This is a genomic window from Paenochrobactrum sp. BZR 201-1 (assembly GCF_044987585.2).
GTDB lineage: Bacteria > Pseudomonadota > Alphaproteobacteria > Rhizobiales > Rhizobiaceae > Paenochrobactrum > Paenochrobactrum pullorum.
Map to the genome: position 1 here is coordinate 12,202 of NZ_JBJDRZ020000018.1, position 25,240 is coordinate 37,441.

Below are 25,240 nucleotides of genomic sequence, written 5' to 3' on the forward strand. Positions count from 1 at the left end.
GAAATAGTAAAAAAACGGTTCGGATTTTCATAATCCGAACCGTTGTTATCAGACTTTATTCGAGGTTTAAAAACAAGCCCGCATGGAGACGCGCGCGTTCAACCAGACTATCTTCGAAAATATGCTCGCCCAATGTGTGTAACCCGGCACCACGCACACCGATGGAATCCAGTGTCGGCACGCCCAAAGCACCGGTGAAATTACCATCTGAGCCGCCGCCAAAGCTTTGATGGCTCATGGTGAACCCGATTTCTTTGGCAATTTCATTGGCAAAATGGAATAGCTTCATGTCCTGCGGTTGATCCGGTTCCCAAACCGGTCTTGTCACACCACGCGTAACAATCAATTCCACATCGTTTCGGGTGCCCGCCAAAGCCATGATACGGGCAACACCGTCATCGAGACTTTGCTGGGTTTTGGACATGCTCAATGCTTCAGCCTTGCAATTGGAAGAAACGCAGTTGACCCATTGTCCGGCGTGAATAACCCCGACCGAAAATGTGCAGTCGTCATTGGTCAGGTCTTCAATCTCCACGATCTTTTCAGCCATCAAACGTATGGCAGAACGGCCATCTTTCAAATAAGCACCGGCATGGTTCGGGCGACCGATCGTCTCCAAATTATAGCGTGCAATGGCATAACGACCAACAACTGCGCCGCCATCTTCACGCGCTGGCTCCGGCACCAATACATATTTATTTTTCAATGCCTCCTGTTCAATGAGATCACGCGTTGAAGGTGTTCCGACCTCTTCATCGGGTGTCAGCAAAAACGTCACCGGCAATTTGGTTGTTAATCCGCTTCTTGCAATCTGACGCATAGCTTCAAGTGCTACAAAATTACCGCCCTTCATATCCTGAATACCGGGACCGTAAATTTTGCCGCCTTCACGGCGATATGGGTTGATATCAATCACACCCAACGGGTGAACCGTATCCAGATGACCGGAAACCATAATGCCGGGCTTACCTTGATCGGAATGCGGAAATTTAGCCCGCAAAGAGCCGCCATACCCCATCCTTCCGGGAATAAATTCAATAGCCGCACCAGCAGCGGCAAAATCATAAGCTGCCGCTTCAACCATGCGATTAACCGCACTTGCATCGAAAGTCGGGCTTTCTGTTTCAATCCAAACCCGCAATCGGGCAATCATATCATCGAGATCAAATGTTAACTTACCGGCACTCATGCTGCTAATTCCTTGATGACTGGCAAACGTGTTTCGACAATGCGTGCATAGATGGAAGAGCCGATCGGCAAGGTTGCCGGATCGAGCATAAAGGCGGGATTATGCAAGGCTGCTTGTCCGGCATGCATCACATTGATGTAAGCGCCCGGCACTTGTGCCAGCATATCGGCAAAGTCTTCACTGCCCATAAATGCCGGACAATCATCGCTGACATTTTCCTCACCCAACACATCGCGTGCTGCCGCCAGATAAGCATCCGACAATTCATGATCGTTACGCAAAACATCAAAAACATTGCGAAGATCAACATCCACTTTAATACCGTAGCTAATTGCAACACCTGCGCAAAGTTCACGCATACGCTGCTCGGCAAGCGCGCAAACCTGCTTGTCAAAATAGCGGATTGTGCCGGTAATGGTGGCAACTTCCGGCACAATATTATAGGCACTGCCGGTATGAAACTGGGTGCAGGAAAGCACGCAAGCGTCCGTTGCCGAAATGTTGCGTGAAACAATGGTCTGCAATTGACCAATCAGATCAGCACCAATCACCAATACGTCACGCGCATTATGGGGCTGTGCTGCATGGCTGCCCTTGCCGGTCAGTTTAATGTCAAAAAAGCTGGCGCCAGCCATAGCCGCACCTTTACGAAGGGCGGCTTTGCCGAGTTGCCCCATTGGCTGATTATGCATACCGTAAATTTCATCGCATGGAAAACGTTGAAATAACCCTTCAGCAATCATACGACGCGCTCCGCCCAATCCCTCTTCGGCAGGCTGGAAAATAAAGACAACAGTACCTTCAAAATTGCGTGTTGCCGCCAAATATTGCGCAGCACCCAACAGCATTGTCGTGTGGCCATCATGGCCGCAAGCATGCATGCGCCCCGGATTTTGCGATGTATAAGAAACACCCGAAATTTCATCAATCGGCAATGCATCCATATCAGCACGCAAACCAATACGGCGATTGCTATGATGACGGCCTTTCAAAATACCGACAACGCCTGTCGCGGCAATATCGGTATGAACTTCATCAAAACCCCATTCTTCCAACAGTTTTTTGACCACACCTGCGGCATGTTGCTCTTCAAAACCGATTTGCGGATGGCGATGCAAATCCTCAAAAACCGCACGCATTTGGTCGGCTTTTTCTTCGATAAAAGGTATAATGCCCATAATTGCATTCCTGTCTGACAAAGGATGATAATTTCGATAAAGGCGCAGGATCCCCCTACGTCTTTACATCAGGCTGCAGGTCGTCCTGCTGCAAAATCCCAGAAACGTCCGGGCGCTGCCTCAATGAGGGAGCGTGTATATTCATGAGATGGACGACCAAGCACATCGGCGGCTTTGCCCTGCTCAACCACTTGACCACGCTGCATCACCAGCACTTCATCACAAATTTGTGCGGCGACCCGCAAATCATGGGTAATGAAAATAATGGCAATGCCCGTTTCTTTTTGCAGCTCCGCCAGCAAATCCAAGACTTGCGCCTGCACTGAAACATCCAGCGCCGAAACTGCTTCATCCGCCACCAGAATATCCGGCCTCAAGGCTACCGCCCGGGCAATGGCAATACGTTGGCGCTGACCACCGGAAAACTGATGCGGATAGCGCTTCAATGAATCTTCCGGCAGTGACACAATTTTCAACAGGCGCTTGGCTTCGCGGACTGCTTCATCATAAGGAACCCCGTAATTGAGCGGCCCTTCCGTCAAGCTTTGCTCGATTGTCCAGCGCGGATTGAGCGAACGGAACGGATCTTGAAACACCACTTGAAGCTTTTGGCGAAACGGTTTCATTTCGCGCCGGCCAAGATGTGCAATATTACGGCCATCAATGATAATTTCGCCTTCTGTCGGCTCAATCAACCGCATGATAGAACGGGCAACTGTTGTTTTGCCGGAACCGGATTCACCAACAATACCAAGTGTTTTTCCCGGTTGCAGATCAAAGCTGACATCACGAGAAGCTCGCGTTCCCGCTTTCATGCGAAACAGACCGCCAACCTTATAGGTCATGCCGAGATCACGTACCTTAATAACAGCTTCGCTTGTCACCTCTTCACGTGCTTCCCGCGGATTGAGGCTTGGCACCGAGGCAAGCAGATCTTTGGTATATTGTTGCTGCGGATTTGTTAAAACATCACGGATTGTCCCGTATTCAACAATTTCACCGCTTCGCATCACACAAACCCGATCAGCAATTTCGGCGACCACTCCCATATCATGGGTAATAAACAACACCGCCGTTCCGTGCTTTTCCTGCAATTCGGCAATCAGTGCCAGAATTTGCTTTTGTGTTGTTACATCCAATGCGGTTGTCGGTTCATCGGCAATCAGCACAGCAGGCTCCAGAATAAGCGCCATCGCGATCATGATACGTTGACGCTGGCCACCGGAAAGCTGGTGCGGATAGCTTTGATAAATACGCTCCACATCCGGCAGATGAACCTGCTCCATAATATTGATCACCTTCGCCCGCTTTTCGGCGGCCGAAAGATTGGTATGAACATCCAGCACTTCAGTGATCTGCTCACCGACCCTGATAACCGGATTAAGTGCTGTCATCGGCTCCTGAAAGATCATAGAAACGCGGGTCGCGCGCATTTTCTTCATCTCGGCAACCGATAGCTTCAAAAGATCGGTTCCATCCAGCTTGATCGCGCCACTTTTTACCAAAAGCGCGCCTTTCGGCAAAAGCCCCATCACGGTCAAGGATGTCACCGATTTGCCGGAACCGGATTCACCCACCAAACAAAGGGTTTCTCCTTTACGGATGTTAAAGCTCACACTGCCCAAAACAGGCGTGCCACTTGGAAGACCGATCATCAGATCTTCCACTTCCAGCACAACAGGCTCGCCGGAGAAATCACGATTTCTTAATTCCATGTCAGCCCTCCCGTTTTTTCAAACGCGGATCAAGCATATCGCGCGCGGTATCGCCCAACAGATTGATCGACAAAACACATAAAGTGAGCAGCAAACCCGGCCACAAAACAATAGATGGTTTGATGCGGAAAAACTGACGCCCTTCAGCCATAATATTGCCCCAGGTCGGAATTTCCGTGCTGATACCAGCGCCCAAAAAGGACAAAATCGCTTCAGTCAAAATCGCCGAGGCCACAATGTAAGTGCCCTGTACAATCAGCGGTGCCATAGTGTTTGGCAACAAATGACGAAACAAGATTTTCGGTGTACTGGAGCCAAGAGCAAGGGCGGCTTCCACATATGGCTCTTCGCGTGCTGTCAAAATGACCGCGCGCACCAAACGCACCACGCGCGGCACTTCCGGTATGGTAATAGCGACAATCACCGAACCGATTGAAGGGCCATTAAGCGCCACCAATGCGATAGCAATCAAAATGGACGGCATTGCCATCAAAGCATCCATCATGCGCATGATGATTGCATCTGCGGGGCGGAAAAACCCTGCAATCAGGCCGATAAAGGCACCTGCAATAATTGAAGCAACAGCTGCCAGAACACCAATCAAGAGCGATATGCGCCCGCCTAAAATCATACGGGAGAAAAGATCACGACCGTAATTATCCGTGCCGAGAATATACTCATCCGATGGCGGCTTAAGCCGCATCAAAGGGTTCATCGCCAGCGGGTCATGCGGTGCGATCCACGGCGAAATCAATGTTACAAAAATAATTGCAGCTAATAAGAAAGCGGCAATCAGCGGCCCGATACCAACGCGTGCGACGCGTGGCAACGAGAAAAAGCGCAGCATCCAATGCATGCCGGCTGATGTCTGTTCTGTACGCATCAATAACGGATCCTCGGGTCAAACAATGTGTATGAAAGGTCAATCAGCAGATTGACAAAAACATAAAGCGCGCTGGTTAAAAGGATCATCGCCTGAATAACCGGATAATCGCGTGCCAAAACGGCATCTACAGTCAAACGCCCAATACCCGGAATATTGAAGATGCTCTCCGTTACCACTACACCGGAAATCAACAGTGCAAAGCCGGTACCAACGATTGTGACGACTGGAACGGCTGCATTTTTCAAAGCATGCACAAAAAGAAGCCTGCGATCGCTTACACCTTTTGCCCGTGCGGTGCGGATATAATCCTCCCCCAGCACATCAAGCATGGCGGCACGGGTCATACGCGCAATCAACGCAATATAGATGGATGCAAGTGTCAGAGCCGGCAAAATAGCGCGCTCCAGAAAACCACCCAGCCCCGACGAAATCGGCCTGAACCCTTGCACCGGCAACCAGCCAAGATTGACCGAGAAAATCAATAGCAAGACATAACCGACCAAGAAAACGGGTACAGAAAAACCAAGGACTGAAAAGCTCATCACCAGATAATCAACCCATGTGCGGTGACGCCATGCAGCAATCACGCCCATTGGTATTGCAACTAGAATAGCAATGATGATGGTGAGGATGGCGATTGATATTGTTGGGCCAATACGCGATGAAACCATATCCAATACGGGAATACCAGAAATCAGCGATGTACCCAAATCGCCCTGGAAAATCTTGCCCATCCATGTGAAATATTGCGTCAAAATCGGCTCATTCAGCCCCATCGCTTCACGAATACGATCAAGCTGTTCGGTCGTTGCGGCATCGCCTGCCAAAATGGCAGCCGGGTCACCCGGGGTGAGACGCAGGAGAAGGAATACAAAAATCGATACCAGCAATAATACCGGTATGAGGGAGAGAATTCTTTTTAACAGATAAACAGCCATATGCGGATCCCGCTTGAGGCGAAGCCGGTTTAATCCGGCTTCGCATGGAACTGGAAATTATCGTTTTAAGAAAAACGAAACGCTAAGGCAGCTTATTCTTCCGCTTTCTTTAAATTCCAGAAAACCGGAACCGGTGCGCCAATCATGTCGACCACATTGGAGCGACGTGCCTGTGGCGGGTTATATTCACCGAGCGGAATATAGAGAACATTCGCAAATGTGTGATCTTGAATTTTCTCGATAATTGCTTTCTGTTCTTCCGGTGTTTTTGCTGCAATATACTCTTTTTTCAGCGCTTCGATCTTGTCATCCTGCGGCCAGCCAAACCAGCCCTGATCACCACGGCCATTGAGCATCACCGAATTCAAAGGTGTAGCAATTTCCGGAATCTGCCAATTGGTGAAGAACATGTTCCAACCACCCTTTGACGGCTCATCTTTGGAAGCGCGACGCCCGACCAAAGTCTGCCAATCCATCGGTTGCATATCCACTTTGAAACCAGCAGCGCGCAATTGCTGCGCAGCGACGACCGGCTGCGGGCTCAAACTGCTCACATCAGTCGGCTGCATCAAAACAACAGGCGTTCCATCATAACCGGCTTTTTCAAGAAGCTTTTTGGCTTCTTCAACATTACCGGCACCAACAAGGCTTTCAGAACCTATATCGGTTGCATTTGGTGTGCCGCATCCAAAAATTGCCCCGCATGTGTGGTAGTAATTAGGATCCGCCATCAAAGCAGCCAGAACAGGCTCTTGTGACATCGCCAATAAGGCTGCACGGCGAATATCGGGATTATCAAAAGGTGCATGTTTGAAATTCAAACGCCCCATTGTCTGATATCCAAGCGGATCACGCTGCTCGAGCACGACGCTGTCATCACCATCAAAGAGCGGCACCAGATCAACCGGCACCTGTTCGATATAATCGATCTCCCCGCTCATCAGTGCATTGGCCGCTGTTTGGGCGTCCGTCATTGTCACCCAACGTACCTTGTCGACATTGACAACTTTACCGCCTGCCATCCAGCTTGCCGGTTCTTCGCGCGGAACATAATCCTCAAACTTGGCATATGTGACACCGACGCCCGGCTGAAACTCTTCCGCCACAAATTTAAAAGGACCGGAACCGATATGTTCGGTAATGGCCGTATCGGCAGAGGTCGCAGCAATACGTGCAGGCATAATGAATGGCGGCAGTGCCGACTGCTTGGCCAATGTATCAAGGAAAGGTGCGAATGGTTCTTTCAGTGTCCAGACAATGGTTTTGTCATCACCAGCCTTCAAATTATCGGTGATATCCATCACCAGCTGACCACCGGAATCGCGCTTTGCCCAACGCTCCAAGGATGCAACCACATCTGCGGATGTCACCGGCGCACCATCATGGAACTTCAAACCGTCACGAAGGGTGAAAGTATAGATTTTCCCATCGTCTGAAACTTCCCAATCAGCCATCTGCGGCTGAGGTTTGAAGTTTTCATCGACAGCAACCAATACGTCATAAATCATATAGGCATGGTCGCGGGTAATATGCGCGGTCGTGATAACCGGATCAAGCATGCGCAAATCAGAATGCATAACAGCGGTCAGTGTTGTTTCCGACCATGCATGGCTCGCACTCAACGCAATAAAGGATGCGGCAAGACCATATTTAAACTTACGGAGAATAGGCCTAGATTGTGTTGGTTTAAAAAACTGCATCTATATGGTTCCCCTAAAGATTGTTATTATGACGTGAATTCTGCTCCCAGCGGCTCAAGGCGAAGGCCTGAACGTAGTTTTCTCCATGATAATTGTGCAGGACTGAGCGGCATGGCGCCCGGAGCTGTGCAAACCAGTAGTTTTTCTGCAATCGGCGCGAAATCTGCACGAAAATGCACCGAACTTTTATTGACCAAAATGGCCTGTTGTTCCGGCTCGATCCCGACCATGCGATAAAGTTCACGATCGGCCATCTGTGCCAGATTTGTGGTGACGACAATTCGGGTACCGCCCAGCCGCAAGCAGGCAGACAACCCCATATCCAGCCATGCCCCGCCGTAATAAGGGCCAGTTGCATGAGCTTTACCGTCTGATAATTTTTCGACAACAAAACGCGCTATGAAAGGCTCGTCACCTTCAATGCCCGATTTACCGCCGAGTGAAATTTCAATCTCTTCTCCTTCACCTGCTTCATGCGCAGCCTTTGCAGCAACTGCATCATGAATACAGCCAATGGCTGCTCGTTCCGCTCCGCATTGAACAAGTGCCCGCAACATGCCGGTTGTATCAGAACTGCCGCCCGCGCCCGGATTATCTTGCGTATCAGCAATCACAATAGGACGGCTGGCATTTTGAGCCAGTTCCATGGCTTTTTTAACGCCTTCCACCGGCTTATAGGCTGTACCTGCAAAAGCAGACTCGGCATCGACCAGTGCCTTGGCGATAATGTCTGCTTGTTGTTTGACGACTTGCTCATTCCAGCCATAAGCAAAAACGGAAGAACCGCATTCCGCAAAATCGGCTGCCGGAAAGCCCATAAAAAGCGAGGCCGTTTCCACGTCGCCAGGCAAATTGGCCGTCATGTTATAAAGATTTTTAGCAGGCTGTTCATCCGTACACTGCCATGCAATGGGTATCAGATAGTCGCCTTGCCGCATTGTTTTATGCCAGTTATTTTTGCCCTTCAGCATCAGTGCATCAAGCGCTTTTGCCGAACGATAACCTGTCTCGGCCATATCAATATGCGGATAGGTACGAAACCCCACCATCACATCCGCATGTTCAAACATTTTTTTGGTAATATTGCCATGAAGATCAAGCGCAACTGCAAGCGGTTCATGCGGACGCACCGCGCGTACACGCGCCAATAATTCGCCCTCACCATCATCAATATGCTCGGCAACCATTGCACCATGCAAATCAATGAAAATACCATCGAGATCGCCACAATCACGTAAGCCTTCGATAATTTCGGTCACGATCGTTTCATAGGCATCTTTTGTAACAGGCGCTGACGGAATAGCGCCCGCCCATAAAATCGGCACTACGTCCCAACTTGCCTCTTTGGCATATTTTAAAGCGCCAGCAATGCCGAGATTAATATCGACTGCATTTTTTAATATATCTTTCCCACGTGACAGCGGAATATATCCACCGCCCTGCTCAAACGCCGCCATATTTGCAGGATTAGCTGCAAATGTATTGGTTTCATGTAAGAAGCCGGCAACAGCAACGCGTTTGGACACGTATATTCCTCCGTTTTTTATAAGTGCCCCCTCAGGCACATGGTGTATCTCTTAGCGATACACTTGTATTGTTTTTAATCCTAAGTGATAATTTTGATACTTGTCAATCAATGAATCTGCATTAATGGTTTTGCACATGAACAGATTTAGAGACCTACGCGGTATATCGACATTCAGCCCCGAAGATGCGGATGCTTTCAAAGATGACCCATTGTTTTTGCGCTCGGTTGCAAGAACAGTGGCCGTTATGATGGCGTTTCAAAATGCCCGCCATCCTTTATCACTGTCTCAGGTGGCTGCTGAGGCAGGCATTGACCGCAGTGCAGCGCAACGCATTATTCACTCATTGATGAAACTCGACATGCTAAGCCGCGACCCTGAAGATCGCGGTTATCTGCCCGGCATGCGCGTGTTGGACATGACCCATGACCTCTTGCGCCTCAATCCCATGTTGCAACGGGCCAATCCGGTTCTATTGCAGCTTAGACGACGGGTCAGGGAGCGTGTGGATCTCTCGCTTTTTGATGATGTACGGGTGATTTATGCCTTGCGTATGCCATCCAAACACGAAACATTCAATGCGACCATCGTCGGCAATACAGTGCCGACCTATTGCACCGCGGGCGGCATCGCCGTGCTTGCCCGCTTGCCCGATGAAAAGATTGCAGACATTGTCGGCCGCTCTGACTTAACACCTTTTACCCAACATACTGTGCGTGATCTCGACGGTGTCATGCAGTATGTGAACGCAACACGAAAACGCGGTCATTCCATTTTATTGCGACAACTTTTAAACCACGAAATTGCTATGGGTGCAGCAATTACCGATGCCAAAGGAATACCCGTTGGCGCCATCCATGTGGCTGGTAATTTGCAGGAATGGACAGAAGAGGAATTCAGCAATAATTTCGGGCTGCTACTGCAAACAGCGGCCAAAACCATTTCCGAACACGCCTGAATGTCATGATTATTAACATTCAGGCCGTCTGTAACTTAAAAAAACGGCCTGAATGATTTTTTCCATTTAGTTTTTATCAGCCGTTGCTTGTTGCAGGAACTGTAATACTGCCTGCCATGAACCTTCATTGGCTTGTGCATTATGCTTGGCATCTCCGCCCATTGTCGTCAGATTGCCGTTGACCGGATGCGCGTGGACGATCTGTGTCGCAGGCACATAAGGAAACAGGATCGAATGGCCTGCTTCCGGCAGATTATACCATTCCACTGGAAAAGCATGTTGAGCGGCCAGCAAGCTCGATTGCACCAGCAGAGAATAATAATCTGACGGCCATGCGCCATCATCACCACCGGAAATCAGCATGACCGGGCCTGCAATTTTCTCAACCGGAATACGTGCAATACGCATTGCCTCCGGATCAGCCAATGCGGTGCGCATGGCAAGGCTGTTGCGGCGCGGCTGCTCGCCGTCATCATAAGGCTTCCAGCTGGCAAAACGGTTATTATCCCAGATATGGGTCAGCGGCTTGCCCTTATAAAGCCAGCATGGGCCGTCACGCCCCAAGGCAGGATCAGCTGCGGCCTGTCCGCCATGCACATAAGCACTTGGAACATAGCCAATAACAGCCGACACTTTTTCAGGAAAAGTTGCGCCCAACAACAGCACCAATTCGCCGCCGCGTGACTGGCCGCTGATCGCAACAAAATCATCCTTCGGTTTGACGGCTTCACGCAGCCAATCAAGACCTTTTTCAAAATATTCCAACGGGGTGTTGGAAATATATTTCGGCAAGCCTTCCGCACCAAAATAACCAAGTGCCAAAGCATGATAACCACGAGACGCATAAAGAGCTGCGCGTGGTTCATTAATGCCGCCGCCCGAGCCATTCATGATCATGACAGCAGGAGCTGGTTTGTCACCGGCCGCACGGTAAAGCGCGCCGACAAGGCCATTGACCCGTACCTCTTCGCGCGTGACACCGTCCGCCATTAATGTTTGAATGAGACGCGCATCAGCGCTTTCACCACCATCATATGCGCTGATTTTGGTTTCGAGCGGCTGCGAAAGATCTTTATTGAACTGCGGCAGCATGCCTTCGCGGCCATGATGCTGCGACCAGATCAGCCCCATCGCCGACACGCCCTGATAATCACCCGTAAGCGGTGCATCACGGGTGAGATCAACAGTGCCTTGCGCATCCGCTTCAAAAACGGCTTCGCTTGTCCAGTCAAAGCCTGCACGATTGGTCAGGCTCTGAACCGTGATTTTGGCCAGAGGCGTTGCGCCGGATATAATAATCCGGCGCTCCACATCAATCAGCGCAACCTCTGGTTCAACTGATATTTTCAACATTATGCTTTTCCTTAGTCAGCTTTGATTTTGCTGACCTGCATGGCAACGGTGCGGTCACTGTTCCAAGGCACAACATTGAGATCATCGCGCGCTGCCCAGATGTTTTTGTAGTGGAACAGCGGAATGATGCCGACATCTTTGGCCACGATTTTAACGGCGTCGCGAATGATTTCCTCACGTTTGGCATTGTCAAACTCTGAAGTGACATCAGCCAGTGCTTTGTCAAATTCAGCGCTGCTATAGTTACCCCAATTGGAAGCGCCCAAGCCTTTTTCTTTATCAGGTGTTGCCAGAATGGAGGTCATCGCATAGGTGCCTTCACCGGTACCATTGCCCCAACCAATCATGGTCATGGCATATTCGCCTTTATTGGCGCTGCCCGAGTAAACTGAAAAGGGTACAACTTCGACCTTTGTTTCAACGCCGACGCGTGTCCAGAACTGCGCCAAAGCCTGCGCGGTTTCAGGACCTTGCGGATAACGGTCGCTTGGCACGTGAATGGTCAGTTTGAAACCATCCGGATAGCCGGCTTCTGCCAATAATTCTTTGGCTTTTGCGGCATCGAACGGGATGTCTTTGGTGTCCGGATCATAGCCGAATGTACCTTCAGGCATCCACTGATTAGCCGCCGTTGCACCATTTTGCATGATGCGGCTGATGAGGCCATCACGATTGATTGCCACATTCAGTGCTTCACGCACTTTCTGGTTCAAAAGCGGATTTTCCTTCAAAGGATTACCGGCTTTGTCGGTGATATATTTTGAAGGCTCCGGATTAAAGCTTGGCTGCATGATCAGCGCGCGCAAGCCCGGATAAGCATAGACCTTAACGCCGTCTGATTTTTCCAGCTTGGCAATATCGGCAACTGATACTTTATCAATCACGTCCACATCTTTAGCAAGCAATGCAGCAGTACGTGCAGGGCCATTATTGATGAAGCGATAAGTGACATTTTCCCATTCAGGCTTGTCGCCCCAATAGGCATCATTGCGTTTCATCAACACGCGGTCACCCGGTGTGTAGCCTGCATAATTGTATGGCCCATTGGTCACCATCGCCTTGCCGCTGTTGTAATCTTCGGTGGTTGATTTTTCACCGACATGCTTACTGACGATATAAAGGCTGGAGAGTGTCACCGGTAGCAAAGGATCAGGCACAGTGGTCTTGATGATAAGGTGATGATCATCGACAATTTCCACTTTATCAACGGTGCGGATAAAACCTTTAACGGTTGCAACACTGCCCGGAACATCACGGGCGCGTTCATAGGAAAAAGCTACATCTTCCGCAACAATCGGCTGACCATCCGACCAAACGGCATTTTCATGCAATGTAAATTCCCATGTCAGCGGGTCGACATTGCGCCACGATTTAGCAACGCCTGGCTGCATATTGACCACGTCTTTACCGGTCAACGGATGCCAGAAATGCTGGGCAACAGAGTGATCACCCGCATGGTTGTTCAATTGCGGGTCAATCGAAGAAAGCGGATCGGCAAAACCGATGCGCAAATCTTCTGCCATTGCACTGGCAGAAAATAGAAAGGTCGTCATTGCAAGGGCACTGAACAAATTTTTCATGCGTTTAACTCCAGTTGAGCCATAGGACTAGGTGATTGGGGGGTATCATTGAGATGACAGGCGCTGACGTGCTTTTCGCCCACTGTTTGCAGTGCAGGACGCTCAACACGGCAACGGTCAAAAGCCATCGGACAGCGCGGATGGAAATGGCAGCCTTTCGGCGGGTTGATCGGGCTTGGAATTTCGCCCTTGATCGCCGAATAGGATTTGCTGCGCTGCGCCAGATCAGGCACTTCGGAAAGCAACATTTTGGTATAAGGATGGTTGGGACGGGCAAAGAATTCCTTCGCTGGTGCATCTTCCACCACCCGGCCCAGATACATTATCAATACACGGTCGCAAACATGGCGCACTGCACGCAAATCATGGCTGATAAATAGATAGGTCAAATCCAGTTCTTTGCGCAAATCCATAAACAGATTGAGGATTTGTGCCTGAATGGAAACATCCAGTGCAGCAATGGATTCATCACAAACCAAAAAACGCGGATTGAGCGACAATGCGCGCGCAATACTGATACGCTGACGCTGCCCGCCGGAAAACTGATGCGGAAAGCGCGTGCGAATAGCTGGATCAAGCCCGACACGCTGCAATTGCCGGCTGACATAATCATCAAATTCCGCGCGGCTGGTCAGACCATGCACCAGTGGTGCTTCGCCGATTGCTTTATCAATACGCTTGCGCGGATTGAGGCTTGCCTGCGGATCCTGAAAGATCATCTGCACATCAAGATGCGTTTTATTCTCGCGTGATGGTTCTTTGCCATAGACTTTGACCTCGCCGCTGCTCGGCCTCATCAAACCCGCAGCAATACGGCCAAGAGTGGATTTTCCAGAACCGGACTCACCCACCAGTCCAACAAATTCACCGGCGCGAATGGTTACATTCACCCCGTCCAACGCATGCACAACAGGACGCGGACGTGTGAGCCCCATCCGATCAGTCAAAGCAGAACCACCACCGCCAAAGCGTTTTTCAATATTCTGCATTTGCAGAACGATTGGTTGCTCGCTGCTGGAGATTTCAGGCGTTTTTGCATTCATGTTTTCACTCATGGCCGCAACTCCTGCATGCTGTTATTCATCGCAGGCACGCCACCAACCGGATGGAAGCAACGATAACGATGATGATCCGAGCCGGTAAATTCCGGCTGCACTTGGCAAGCCTCTGTCGCGTAGCCGCAACGTGCCGCAAATGCGCAACCCTTTGGCGGCTGGAACATATTCGGTGCCAAGCCCGGAATTTGCTGCAATCGTGTGCCCGGCTCCGCATTGCCCGGCAGACTACCGATCAGCCCGTGGGTATAAGGATGGCGCGGATCATCCAGCACATCGCCAACATTGCCGGTTTCAACAATGCGCCCAGCATACATGACAGATAATGTATCCGCTATGCCCGCAACGACAGACAAATCATGGGTAATCCAGATCAGCGCCATATTGGTGGCTTTAACGAGCCCTTGCACTTCAGCCAAAATTTGCGACTGGATCGACACATCAAGAGCCGTTGTCGGCTCATCGGCAATAATCAAATCCGGCTTGTTGAGCATTGCAATGGCGAGTGCCACACGCTGGCGCATACCGCCCGACAATTGATGCGGATAGGCATCCAGACGGCTTTCAGGGCTTGGAACCCCTGTAGCACCCAACACATCACGCGCACGAATACGGGCATCGGCATAAGAGATTTTCTCATGCGCCTGTAAGGCTTCGATCATTTGCTCCGAGATACGCAACACCGGATTGAGCGTCATCATCGGATCCTGAAACACCATCGCAATGCGGTTTCCCTGCAAATGCCGAAGTTGTTTTTTGGAATATTTGGTGATGTCCTCGCCTTTAAAGCGCACTTCACCCGAAACAATACGCCCCGGACGATCAACCAATCCCAGCACGGAAAAACCAGTGACCGACTTACCTGAACCCGATTCACCCACCAGCCCCATCGTTTGACCTGCGCGCAAGGTGAAAGAAACATCTTCCACTGCATGAAGAACACCGGTTTGTGTGTAAAATCGCGTGCACAGATTGCGTACATCCAGCAAGAGATCACTCATGATAAAGCCCTCGGATTAAACACATCACGCAGGCGGTCGGCCACGAGATTGATCGCCACAATAGAGATCAGCAATGCCAAACCTGGGAAAAAACTGATCCAGTAATCACCCGACAGCATATATTGAAAACCATTCGAAACGAGAAGACCAAGTGACGGCTCCGTCACCGGCACACCAAGCCCCAAAAAGCTTAGTGTTGCTTCCAAGGTAATGGCGCGCGCAATCTGCAATGTGCCAATAACCAGCAAGGGCGGCATGCAGTTTGGCAAAATATGACCAAGCAAAATTCTGATCGGCGAAAGACCGAGACCACGGGCAGATTCCACATAATCGCGCTGGCTTTCGACCATCGCCTGACCACGGGCGGTACGGGCATAATAAGCCCATTCAAGCAATACCAATGTGATCACCACATTGCCGACACCACGCCCAAAAAAGGCCAGCATCAACAGTGCCACCAAAATGGACGGAAGCGACATGACCAGATCAACAAGACGCATCAAAAGCGCATCGGTTTTGCCACCGGCATAGGCTGCAATCAGCCCGAGCACGATACCAATGACGCCGGCGATGGTAGCAGATCCGATGCCAACCACCAGACTGGTACGTAAGCCATATAGGATGGCGGAAAACAGATCGCGCCCCTGCCCGTCCGTGCCGAGCAGATAGGTGTAACCTTCATTCATGTTGGTTTCACCCGGCGCAAGACGCGCATCCATGACGTCGATTGCCATCATGTCATATGGGTCTTGCGGCGCGATAAAAGGCGCAAAAATAGCAGCCAGTGCAATCAGCACACAAAGCACAAGACCAAAGACTGCCAGCGGCGAGCGCAAGAACATCCGGATATTTTCCGCAACCGGAGAGCGTGGGGGTTTTGCGAGAGCCAAGGTCATGCCGCAGCCTCCGTTCTAACGCGAGGATCAAGCACACGGTAAAGAATATCGACTACAAGGTTGATCGTCACAAACAGCGTCACCACCACCATCAGATAGGCAACAACCACAGGGCGGTCGAGCGCATTGATACTGTCGAGAATGAGTTTACCGGCACCAGGCCACGAGAAAATATTTTCAGTTACCACTGCAAAAGCAACGGTCGAACCAAATTCAATGCCAAGCACAGTAACGAGAGGGATCATCACATTGCGCAAAATATGACGGCGCACGATACGAAAAGGCGACAGACCTTTGGCACGGGCAAACCGCACATAATCAAGCGATTTCACCTCGCGCACACCGGCATTGGTCAGGCGGATCACCAGCGACACTTTAAACATCGCCAGATTGATGGCAGGCAACAACATATGACGCAGACCATCAAGGGTCAGAAATGACCACTCAACACCGAAAAAGCGCACTGTTGTACCGCGTCCGCTGGCAGGCAACAGCCCAAGCGAAACACTGAATGTCATAATCAGCAGCAAGCCAACCCAAAACGTCGGCAAAGAAAAGCCTAAAATACTTCCCGTAGTGATTAATTTGGCAAATGGATTTTCAGGTTTCATTCCTGCGAAAAGACCAAGCGGAATACCGATGAACACCGCAAAAATCATGGCCAATACGGCCAGTTCCAAGGTGGCAGGCATGCGTTGCAAGATGAGGATCACGGCAGGCGTATTATAGACAAAACTATTGCCCAGATCGCCCTGCAACGCGCTTTTCAAAAACAGCCAATATTGCTGCCAGACCGGCAGGTCGAGGCCGAGACGTTCAATAAGCTCTGCACGATCAACTTGGGTTGCATCCGGTGCCAACAGAATATCTGCCGGATTACCGACCATATGCAGCCCAAGAAAAACAACTACCGACATAATCAGCAGCACAACAGCGGCCTGAGCTAATCGTTTGATGAGCCAGACAGTAAAATTCATGCCAGCTCCTCAAGATCAGTTTGATTATAATTATCTGCTTCCGTCCATTCGTCGCCGAAAACCTCCGGTTCGTCATAGCTGCGCGCATTGGCAAAATGCTGCTCAATATCCTCATGATAAAGCGTTGCAACAATGCCTTGTGACAAACGCAGCGCCCCTTCACTGATCGACGGAATATCGCCCGACACGCCGCCATGAGACATCATCGCCGGATAGCAGAAGCAATGAATGCGCGAGAGACCTTCGGCTTCAACACCCGATTTCGGCAAAAATTCGAATGCAGGCCCCAAATCAGGCGCTTCGATTAGCGAGCGGTCTTCATTGCCGCTGAGCGGCGCCAAGCGCTCTTCCCAAGTGCGGGCTTTGCTGGCAATTTCCGACAAAAACGCTTTTTGACGCCAATCAATCTGGAAACCGGTTGAAGCAATGACAAAATCAAACTGGCGACGGCCTTTCGGCGTGGTAATTTCAATCTTGTCACCTTCGACGGTAATTTTATCAAGCGATGCGCCTAGCTGGAAAAATGCGTTTTTATGACGGCTGACACGCAAAACACTGGCGCGCGGAGGCGGTACTTGTTCGGCACCGACATAGCTGTAAATGGCTAATTTTGCGCGGCCATCCAGATTCTGCATACCATAGACAGAGCCCGGATTACCCATACCCTTGCCGCGGTTGATGCGCGGAATATCCTTGCGGCGAATAAGCAGATCAACGCGTGCAGCGCCCGCCTCCAGCGCTGTTCCTGCACTATCCATTGCAGAGGCACCAGCACCGATCACGGCAATGTTTTTGCCTCTCAAAGTGCTATAATCATATTCATCCGAAGAATGAGCCCAAAAATGACGTGGCAGATTGCGGATAATGTCTGGCACATAAGGCCCGCCCAAACCATCACGCCCTGTGGCAAGCACCACATGACGCGCGAATATGGTGCGGCTGCCTTCCGGTGTTTCCATTTCCAAAACTGTGTAATCGACCTGCGGTTTGATGAGTGTAATGCGGTGACCATTACGCACCTCCACATCAAGTACATCACGAAACCAGCGCAGATAGTCCATCCATTGCAGACGCGGAATTTTATCCAGTTCTTCCCATTTGGTCTCGCCAAACTGCGCAGTAAACCAAGCACGGAAAGTAAGTGACGGAATGCCAAGAGCAGGGCCAGTCAGGCTTTTAGGCGAGCGCAAAGTTTCCATGCGGGCTGTTGTTGCCCAAGGACCTTCAAAACCTTTTGGCCGCGCGTCAAAAATAACGGCGCGGATGCCTAAATGTTTGAGCGATGCCGCCGCAGACAAACCCGCCATGCCGCCGCCAATCACCGCCACATCCAGCAATGTCTGACCTTCAACTTGTTTGACCGGCACCCACTCTTTGGCAGGGATCGTCAGATATTCGAGATCGCGGGCAACCAGTTGATCTAATTCTTCAAGGGATGATGGAAAATTTTTCATAATCAGTCCTCCAGCAATGCAAGCTGGGTAATCAGCGATTGATGTTCTTCAGGCGAATAATTTTTGAAACCGGGAACAAGTTTATGTGCGGCTTGTTCGAGGGCAGAAATCAGCTCCAAAGCCGTTTCACCCAGTTGCACGCCATTATGGCTGATGACGCCAAAGCAATAAGGAATATCAAGCTCCAACGGCAGCAATGTAATCCCGTCCATCGGTGTCCCCGCTGAGGTCACTGGCTCAACAATACCAACTGTGCCGCAAGGCCCGCCCGCACCGGCACGGATCAGTGCCAATGCATTCATGGTCGAGTTGGTACGAATACGACCACCCGTTTCAATTTTATGGCTTTTCAATGTCTGACGGATGCGGGCCGGAAGCCCCCGCACATTCGACATTTCCACCAATGTGCGGTTTTTAATAACCGAAAGTGGCAAGCCGCCGGTTTCTTTGGCCAACGGATCATCCGAACGCACAGCCAAAACGCAAGGCGCGCAGCCAAACCAATGGGTGGTCTGGTCACGATGTTGTAATGGCAATGATGTCGCGCCGATATCGGCATCATGGGACAGCACAGAGCTGCGTACCCGTTCCGGTGTGTCGGTTTGAATAGTGATGCGTTTACCACCTTCAACACCAATGGTCTGGTTCAACGACGCCCAAGCATGGGGCACCAAACCAAAAGCCAAAGCTGAAATGCAGGAAATACGCACCGGACGAGTTCTTAAATTCGCCACCTCCTGCGCCCGTTCCCAAACTTCGGCAACACCTGCCAATGCGCGTTCCACATCATCGCGCAGCAACATGCCTTGTTGCGTCAGTACCAGACGCTGGCCAACACGGACAAAAAGCTTTTGTCCCAGCTCGCGCTCCAGATCCTGAATGATGCGGCTGACGGAAGGCTGTGAAAGTTGCAATCTTTTGGCTGCAGCCGTTACGCTGCCCAAAGTTGCCACTTCCAGATAGGCCTCCAAAGCCTTTAAATTACGCATAAATTCTCCCTGTCTGCCGGTTTAGGGGCAGCGAATGCTCGAATAAAAACAGCGTTTAAATGTTTATTTGACCGGATCGCCCAACACATGCATCAGGCGGTTTGCCCAACCAAACATGGCTGTCGAGAGCACCAGATCAACGGCTTCTTCTTTGTTCAGGCCAGCATCCTGCAAACGCTGTGCGTCAGCACCATCTGTTTTGGGCGGGAATTGCGAAAGTTTCAGCGCAAAATCAAAAATCGCTTGGTTTTTCGGATCAAGCTTCGCTTTTTCACCTTCCAGGAAAAGCTTATCAGTCACGCTTTCATCACGGCTGAGCTGTGCATGACGTTGCGCATGAACGGCGGCACAATAAATGCACTGGTTGACGACAGAGGCACCAAGTGCGCCTAATTCACGTTCCGCGCGGCCCAAACCACCTTTGCCATACATCACCGTGTTAAAAAGCGGCGAGCGAACATTGAGGCTTTCCGGATCATGCGCAAGAACCAACACATAATCTGAAACTTTGGTGTTGGAAGGCGTTACTTTCAATGCATCAAGCTGTTCGGGCGAAGCTTCTGCCAGCACAACCGGCTTCACACGCGGACGCCATTCCGGCACGGTCTTGGTAAATTTATGAATAACTTCGCTCATTATGCCTGCTCCCCTTCGATCAATGATGCAAGACCTGCAGCCACACGGATCTGATAGGCAAGGAAAGCATTCAATTCACATAAGCGCACAATATCCGCATCCGCTATGCCGGCTTGTTGCAGCACGGAAATATCTTCGGCAGCAATAGCTTTGGTGTTATTGGCCACCTTATCCATGAAGGCCACGACCTTCTGCTCAACCAGCTCAGACGGCACATAATCAACCGCTGCAAGAGCGGCATGAGGTGAGCCAGCAGCAGCTTTGGCGTAAATATTGGCCAGATAAGGATTATTGTTTGCGGCGGCGATACGGGCTGCAAGCGCTGCGCGCAAAGCGTGCGACCATGCACCGCCATCGGCCGGTGTCAGCACAGCTAGCTGCGCCTGACGTGTCATTTCAAACACATCTTTACGCGCAGTCAGCGCCTCAAAAGGCGGTGTTTCAGCATCACCCGCAAGCCATAAGCTCACGATATCCAAAGCAGATTTGTTCATTTTATTCCCCTGACAGTGTTTTCGTATCCGTTTGCAAACCAATTACCAGCACTGCGTCCCGCTGCATGGTATTAGTTGTTTTATGGATAAAGCAACACTGTTTATTCATTTTTCAAATAACCTGTCATCGTCATAAGCGACTGTCAACTATTTTTAAAATTGACAGTTGATTTCATATATTCCTCAGACCTCAAACTGGCGGGGGAACGCTGGCGCGTACATTCATCCAAAAACGCACGGCAGCACAAATTGAACTTAACCGACAATCAGCAAAAAAGAGGGGTATGCACGCCTAAATATTGGGTGTGAAGCAAATCTTTTTCTCATAAAAACGTAATTTTAAGCAAAAAAATTTCTCATATAGCATTTACTCATATCGGAATCAGCTATGAATAAAGCAGGGGGACAAGCGTTTAATGCACCCGAAAACTAATCTTTTCCCATCATATAATAACAATTTCAAAGGCCGATCAAATATTCTGTCCTGCTATAATTTTGTCATGATAAGCTGCAAATTCCTGTTTAAAAGTTGCGCTCAAAGCGGAGGCGGTCTTATCTTCCGGCTCCAACACAAGAAAACCAGCTTCAATAAACTCGCTGAACGGACGCAGCACCACGCCGCGATCCTTAAACTCGCTTGCGGATGTCGGATCAATAATAGTGATACCTGCATCGGACGCCACAAGATTAAGTGCCGTATGAGAAAGCCGCGTTTCAATTGAAGCAGAACGCGGAATACTGGCAAGCGCCACCTCCACACGCATGGCAAATATAGTTCCTGGCTCCAGCGTTATCATACGTTCATAGGCCAGATCGGCAGGTTCGATAATCGCTTTTTCAGCCAGTCTGTGATGGGCCGGCATTGCCACAACAGCCGGATAGGAATAGTTGTCAATCGAAAAACCGGGGCGCTCAAGCGGACTGTCGGCATAGCCGATATCGGCCTGACCTGATGCCACTGCTTCAATCACCATCGACGACGGGATGGCATTAAGAGACGCTTGCACATTAGGTTTGTCACGTAAAAAACCCGCCAGAAAACGTGGCAAAATCCCGTTACCAAGCGCTGGCATGGCTGCTATACGCAAGCGACCTGCCGAATGCCGGCTGATTTCTTCTGCCACATGCGCAATACGTGACAAGCCAATAAAAGCACGTTCCACTTCTTTCATCAGTGTCACAGCTTCTTGTGTCGGTGTAATCTGATTGCCGCGGCGCTCAAATAATTTGAGCGCAGTCGCGCGTTCGAAATCTTTGATCAAACGGCTGACAGCAGGCTGCGTGATCGACATCAACTCAGCTGCAACTGTCATCTGTCCGGTTTTCATAACTGCTCTGAATGCTTCAACCTGACGTAAATTCACAGCCTGCCCCATAATATCTTGTTATTCTTGAGCATATATTTCGAATTTGACGCTATACTCTCTTCTATGCATTTTCTATAAAAAAGATAAAGCGAAGGGTATTTATCCAATTTGCTACCCAATTCGCTGATTGGGAGCCGTCGAAAAGGCATCTTAAGGGTGAACGGAATAGAAAATTATGTCCAGCTTATGGGCTTTGGTGAGAATGGCTGGGGTTTTGACATGCTCAAAGCTACAGGCGTCACTATAGCTGTTGCTTTAAGCGGGTTTTTTATCGGCAGTATTTTGGGATGTCTGGGTGCCGCGGCCAAATTTTCCGGTTTTCGCGCACTGCGTTATAGTGGCGAATTTTATACAACCGTTTTACGCGGCATTCCCGATCTTCTGGTGATTTATCTTTTCTATTTTGGCTCCAGTGCACTAATCACCAGTATCGGTTCTTTATTTGCCGTCGAAGGTTTTATCAGCGCGCCGATTTTTCTCATTGGTGCACTTGCAATCGGCATTGTTTCCGGAGCTTATCAAACAGAAGTTTTCCGCGGTGCCATTCTGGCGCTCAATAAGGGAGAAATCGAAGCCGCCAAAGCCTATGGTATGTCGTCTTTCTTGTGCTTCCGCCGCATTATTTTGCCGCAAGCCGCTCGTTTTGCCATTCCAGGTATCGGCAATGTCTGGCAGCTTGTTTTGAAAGAATCCGCACTCATATCAGTCATCGGCCTTGTCGAACTGATGCGTCAGGCGCAAATCGGCTCCGGTTCAACGCGTCAACCATTCAGCTTCTTTCTCACCGCTGCGGCTCTTTATCTGCTGATTACATTTGTCTCCGGCCTTATCTTTCGCTCTGCTGAAAAACGCGCCATGCGCGGCATAAGGAGAGCAGCATGACACTGCTTGACATCCCTTTTCTGTGGAACTCGTTCAAAACCCTTTTAACCGGTTTGCCTCTGACCTTGCAGCTCACGGTCTTGTCGGTAACGGCAGGTGCTGTTTTTGCCTTTTTGCTGGCAGTCATGCGTATCAGCGGCCAATGGTGGCTTGATCTGCCGGCGCGCGCTTATATTTTTGTCTTTCGCGGCACACCTCTTTTGGTGCAAATTTATATCATTTATTATGGCATGAGCCAGTTTCCAGCATTGCGCCAAAGCTTTCTCTGGCCGTATTTGCGGGAAGCTTACTGGTGTGCCGTTCTAGCATTGGCGCTCAATACCGCCGCCTATAGTGCTGAGATTGTCCGCGGCGGCCTGCTTTCCGTACCTGCCGGACAAATTGAAGCCGGTCGCGCTTATGGCATGTCTCATTGGCAGGTTTTCCGCCGTATTATCTGGCCGCAAAGCTTGCGCCAGATGCTGCCCGGATATTCCAATGAAGTGATCCTGATGATTAAATCCACCGCTCTTGCCTCGACTATCACCATGATGGAAGTGACAGGGCTTGCCGCCAAACTTATCTCTGCAAGTTATCGTCCGGTGGAAATCTTCATTTGTGCAGGTATTATCTATCTGACATTGAATTTCGTGGTCGCACGTATTTTTGCCGTCGTGGAATATATGACCTCTCCGGAACGTCGCACCCCTCGTTCACGTCCCTCCACCTTGCAAAACAACGGTGAACAACATGCTCAATAACACGTCTGTACCCGCCGTTGAGTTGAATGCCATTCGCAAAAACTATGGTGATCAGGAAGTTCTGCACGGGATTTCACTCAAAGCCTATGAAGGCGATGTCATCTCGATTTTAGGTTCATCGGGTTCAGGAAAATCGACACTGTTACGTTGCATCAATATGCTGGAAATCCCGTCTGCCGGCAGTGTCTCCATCAATGGTGAAGCCTATAAGTTGCATCATGAGATAGGCAAACCATCCCGCTTGAGCGATGCCAACCAATTGCGTCGTTTGCGTGCAGAAGCAGCAATGGTGTTTCAGTCCTTCAATCTCTGGTCACATTTAACCATTTTAGAAAATCTGATCGAAGCACCCGTTCACGTTCAAAAACGCAACCGTAAAGAGTGTATTGCCGAGGCTGAAAGCCTGCTTGAAAGGGTTGGCATTGCTGATAAGCGCAATCATTATCCGGCACATTTGTCGGGCGGTCAGCAACAACGTGCCGCCATTGCCCGCGCACTGGCCATGCGTCCGCATATCATGTTGTTTGACGAGCCCACGTCAGCGCTTGATCCTGAACTGGTTGGTGAAGTTTTGAAAGTCATGCGTGATCTGGCAGCCGAAGGGCGCACCATGTTGGTTGTAACCCATGAAATGAGCTTTGCGCGCGAGGTTTCCAACCGCGTTGTATTCCTTCATCAAGGCGTCATTGAAGAAGAAGGCTCCTCGCAGGAAGTCTTCAGCAATCCGCACTCTGAGCGTCTGCGCCAGTTTATCTCCCGCAGCGAATTATAAAATACGCATATCGTCTTCTTAACGTGCATATCATCATTAAGGGTCAATTTAGGGGTAAAAAAATGAATATGAAATCACTGGTCACAGCTTTTGCAGTATCCATGATTGCGCTGGGCGGTGCCAATGCTCAGGAAAAAACCGTGCGTATTGCTACTGAGGGCGCATATGCGCCGTGGAGCTTTTCCGGGCCAAACGGCACATTGATGGGTTTTGAAATGGATCTTATCAAAGATCTTTGCGCCCGCATGGACGTCAAATGTGAAGTCACCGCACAGAACTGGGATGGTCTTATTCCATCGCTGACCGCCGGAAAATATGATGCCATCATGGCTGCAATGAGCATTACGCCAAAGCGTGAAGAAGTTATTGCTTTCTCGGCACCTTATGCAGCGGCCATCAATAGTTTTGCAGCGCTTTCCGATAGCGACCTGGCCAAATTGCCGGGCACCGGAGAATCCATTTCCATCGATAGTGAACCGGAAAAAGCCAAAGCCCTGATTGAAGAAATCGGCTCCAAGCTCAATGGCAAACCAGTCGGTGTTCAGGGTTCAACAACCGCCTCATCTTTCATGGAAACCTACCTGAAAGATAAAGCGGATGTGCGCGAATATAAAACAACCGAAGAGCATAATTTTGATCTGATGAGCGGTCGTATTGATGCCGTGCTGGCCAATGCCACTGTTTTGGCCGCAGCACTTGAAAAAGACGACATGAAAGGTGCCGAGCTTTCCGGCCCGCTTTTCTCAGGCAAAATCTTCGGCATGATCGGTATTGGTCTGCGTAAAGATGATAGCGAACTTAAAGGTCAGTTTGATGAGGCCATCAAAGCAGCAATTGCTGACGGCACCATTAAAAACCTCTCCGAAAAATGGTTCAAAGTGGACGTCAGCCCACGCGAATAATTCAATAAAATAACCGGTACAGCAATAGCTGCACCGGTGCTCTGCCCTATGT

General features: G+C 50.1%; 23 protein-coding genes. 5 read left to right on the forward strand and 18 right to left on the reverse strand.

The genetic code is table 11. The features are described 5' to 3' along the window. Positions 1–55: 55 nt before the first annotated feature. The 7 genes from ACI0FR_RS11260 to ACI0FR_RS11290 form a co-directional block, all read right to left on the reverse strand. The gene (locus tag ACI0FR_RS11260) at positions 56–1,189 is read right to left on the reverse strand and encodes a M20/M25/M40 family metallo-hydrolase (RefSeq protein ID WP_404907537.1); all 1,134 of its coding nucleotides are present in this window, start codon (positions 1,187–1,189) and stop codon (positions 56–58) included. Beyond that, positions 1,186–2,367 carry a M20 aminoacylase family protein gene (locus ACI0FR_RS11265; RefSeq protein WP_404907539.1) on the reverse strand — a complete coding sequence of 394 codons (1,182 nt, stop codon included), beginning with the start codon at positions 2,365–2,367 and terminating at the stop codon, positions 1,186–1,188. Before ACI0FR_RS11265 ends, ACI0FR_RS11260 begins: the two co-directional genes overlap by 4 nt. A gap of 68 nt (positions 2,368–2,435) precedes the next feature. Next, the gene (locus ACI0FR_RS11270) at positions 2,436–4,082 is read right to left on the reverse strand and encodes an ABC transporter ATP-binding protein (RefSeq protein ID WP_404907541.1); all 1,647 of its coding nucleotides are present in this window, start codon (positions 4,080–4,082) and stop codon (positions 2,436–2,438) included. A 1-nt stretch (position 4,083) separates the two neighbouring features. After that, positions 4,084–4,965, reverse strand: coding sequence for an ABC transporter permease (locus tag ACI0FR_RS11275; RefSeq protein ID WP_374832503.1), 882 nt, complete (start codon positions 4,963–4,965; stop codon positions 4,084–4,086). Continuing rightward, positions 4,965–5,906, reverse strand: coding sequence for an ABC transporter permease (locus ACI0FR_RS11280; protein WP_374832505.1), 942 nt, complete (start codon positions 5,904–5,906; stop codon positions 4,965–4,967). Before ACI0FR_RS11280 ends, ACI0FR_RS11275 begins: the two co-directional genes overlap by 1 nt. Before the next feature lie 92 nt (positions 5,907–5,998). Beyond that, entirely contained in the window at positions 5,999–7,606 is a 1,608-nt protein-coding gene (locus ACI0FR_RS11285) for an ABC transporter substrate-binding protein (RefSeq protein WP_404907544.1), read from the reverse strand. Positions 7,607–7,632: 26 nt separating this feature from the next. Further along, the gene (locus ACI0FR_RS11290) at positions 7,633–9,132 is read right to left on the reverse strand and encodes a M81 family metallopeptidase (RefSeq protein WP_404907546.1); all 1,500 of its coding nucleotides are present in this window, start codon (positions 9,130–9,132) and stop codon (positions 7,633–7,635) included. 136 nt (positions 9,133–9,268) lie between these two features. Here ACI0FR_RS11290 and ACI0FR_RS11295 point away from each other — a divergent pair, with 136 nt between their 5' ends. Beyond that, positions 9,269–10,090, forward strand: a complete 822-nt coding sequence (locus tag ACI0FR_RS11295; protein ID WP_404909767.1) for an IclR family transcriptional regulator — start codon at positions 9,269–9,271, stop codon at positions 10,088–10,090. A gap of 66 nt (positions 10,091–10,156) precedes the next feature. On the opposite strand, the gene ACI0FR_RS11300 is transcribed toward ACI0FR_RS11295, so the two are convergent. The 11 genes from ACI0FR_RS11300 to ACI0FR_RS11350 all read right to left on the reverse strand — a co-directional run bounded on the left by ACI0FR_RS11300 (position 10,157) and on the right by ACI0FR_RS11350 (position 21,889). Further along, a complete protein-coding gene (locus ACI0FR_RS11300) occupies positions 10,157–11,443 on the reverse strand; it encodes an acyl-CoA thioesterase/bile acid-CoA:amino acid N-acyltransferase family protein (RefSeq protein ID WP_404907551.1) in 1,287 nt (428 codons plus the stop codon). 11 nt (positions 11,444–11,454) lie between these two features. After that, positions 11,455–13,023 (reverse strand): ABC transporter substrate-binding protein, encoded by a 1,569-nt coding sequence (locus tag ACI0FR_RS11305; protein ID WP_374832515.1) that lies wholly within the window; start codon positions 13,021–13,023, stop codon positions 11,455–11,457. After that, positions 13,020–14,078, reverse strand: coding sequence for an ABC transporter ATP-binding protein (locus ACI0FR_RS11310; protein WP_374832517.1), 1,059 nt, complete (start codon positions 14,076–14,078; stop codon positions 13,020–13,022). Before ACI0FR_RS11310 ends, ACI0FR_RS11305 begins: the two co-directional genes overlap by 4 nt. Further along, entirely contained in the window at positions 14,075–15,079 is a 1,005-nt protein-coding gene (locus tag ACI0FR_RS11315) for an ABC transporter ATP-binding protein (protein ID WP_374832519.1), read from the reverse strand. Before ACI0FR_RS11315 ends, ACI0FR_RS11310 begins: the two co-directional genes overlap by 4 nt. Then, the gene (locus ACI0FR_RS11320; protein ID WP_374832521.1) at positions 15,076–15,975 is read right to left on the reverse strand and encodes an ABC transporter permease; all 900 of its coding nucleotides are present in this window, start codon (positions 15,973–15,975) and stop codon (positions 15,076–15,078) included. Before ACI0FR_RS11320 ends, ACI0FR_RS11315 begins: the two co-directional genes overlap by 4 nt. Further along, on the reverse strand, positions 15,972–16,952 hold the full coding sequence (locus tag ACI0FR_RS11325) for an ABC transporter permease (protein WP_374832523.1): 981 nt from the start codon (positions 16,950–16,952) through the stop codon (positions 15,972–15,974). The genes ACI0FR_RS11320 and ACI0FR_RS11325 overlap by 4 nt, the downstream gene beginning before the upstream one ends. Next, positions 16,949–18,406: an NAD(P)-binding domain-containing protein gene (locus ACI0FR_RS11330; protein ID WP_404907554.1), complete on the reverse strand. Its 1,458-nt coding sequence runs from the start codon at positions 18,404–18,406 to the stop codon at positions 16,949–16,951. Before ACI0FR_RS11330 ends, ACI0FR_RS11325 begins: the two co-directional genes overlap by 4 nt. A gap of 2 nt (positions 18,407–18,408) precedes the next feature. Continuing rightward, positions 18,409–19,395 (reverse strand): LysR family transcriptional regulator, encoded by a 987-nt coding sequence (locus ACI0FR_RS11335; protein WP_404907556.1) that lies wholly within the window; start codon positions 19,393–19,395, stop codon positions 18,409–18,411. 63 nt (positions 19,396–19,458) lie between these two features. Next, a complete protein-coding gene (locus ACI0FR_RS11340; protein WP_374832529.1) occupies positions 19,459–20,031 on the reverse strand; it encodes a peroxidase-related enzyme in 573 nt (190 codons plus the stop codon). Next, positions 20,031–20,525, reverse strand: coding sequence for a hypothetical protein (locus ACI0FR_RS11345; RefSeq protein ID WP_404907558.1), 495 nt, complete (start codon positions 20,523–20,525; stop codon positions 20,031–20,033). Before ACI0FR_RS11345 ends, ACI0FR_RS11340 begins: the two co-directional genes overlap by 1 nt. A gap of 470 nt (positions 20,526–20,995) precedes the next feature. Continuing rightward, the gene (locus ACI0FR_RS11350) at positions 20,996–21,889 is read right to left on the reverse strand and encodes a LysR substrate-binding domain-containing protein (RefSeq protein ID WP_374832533.1); all 894 of its coding nucleotides are present in this window, start codon (positions 21,887–21,889) and stop codon (positions 20,996–20,998) included. Positions 21,890–22,078: 189 nt separating this feature from the next. On the opposite strand from ACI0FR_RS11350, the gene ACI0FR_RS11355 reads away from it, so the two are divergent. The 4 genes from ACI0FR_RS11355 (at position 22,079) to ACI0FR_RS11370 (ending at position 25,188) form a co-directional block, all read left to right on the forward strand. After that, entirely contained in the window at positions 22,079–22,774 is a 696-nt protein-coding gene (locus tag ACI0FR_RS11355) for an ABC transporter permease (protein WP_374832727.1), read from the forward strand. After that, entirely contained in the window at positions 22,771–23,514 is a 744-nt protein-coding gene (locus ACI0FR_RS11360) for an ABC transporter permease (protein WP_404907562.1), read from the forward strand. Before ACI0FR_RS11355 ends, ACI0FR_RS11360 begins: the two co-directional genes overlap by 4 nt. Next, the gene (locus tag ACI0FR_RS11365) at positions 23,504–24,286 is read left to right on the forward strand and encodes an ABC transporter ATP-binding protein (protein ID WP_374832537.1); all 783 of its coding nucleotides are present in this window, start codon (positions 23,504–23,506) and stop codon (positions 24,284–24,286) included. The genes ACI0FR_RS11360 and ACI0FR_RS11365 overlap by 11 nt, the downstream gene beginning before the upstream one ends. 62 nt (positions 24,287–24,348) lie before the next feature. Next, positions 24,349–25,188: a lysine/arginine/ornithine ABC transporter substrate-binding protein gene (locus tag ACI0FR_RS11370; protein WP_374832539.1), complete on the forward strand. Its 840-nt coding sequence runs from the start codon at positions 24,349–24,351 to the stop codon at positions 25,186–25,188. Positions 25,189–25,240 lie beyond the last annotated feature (52 nt).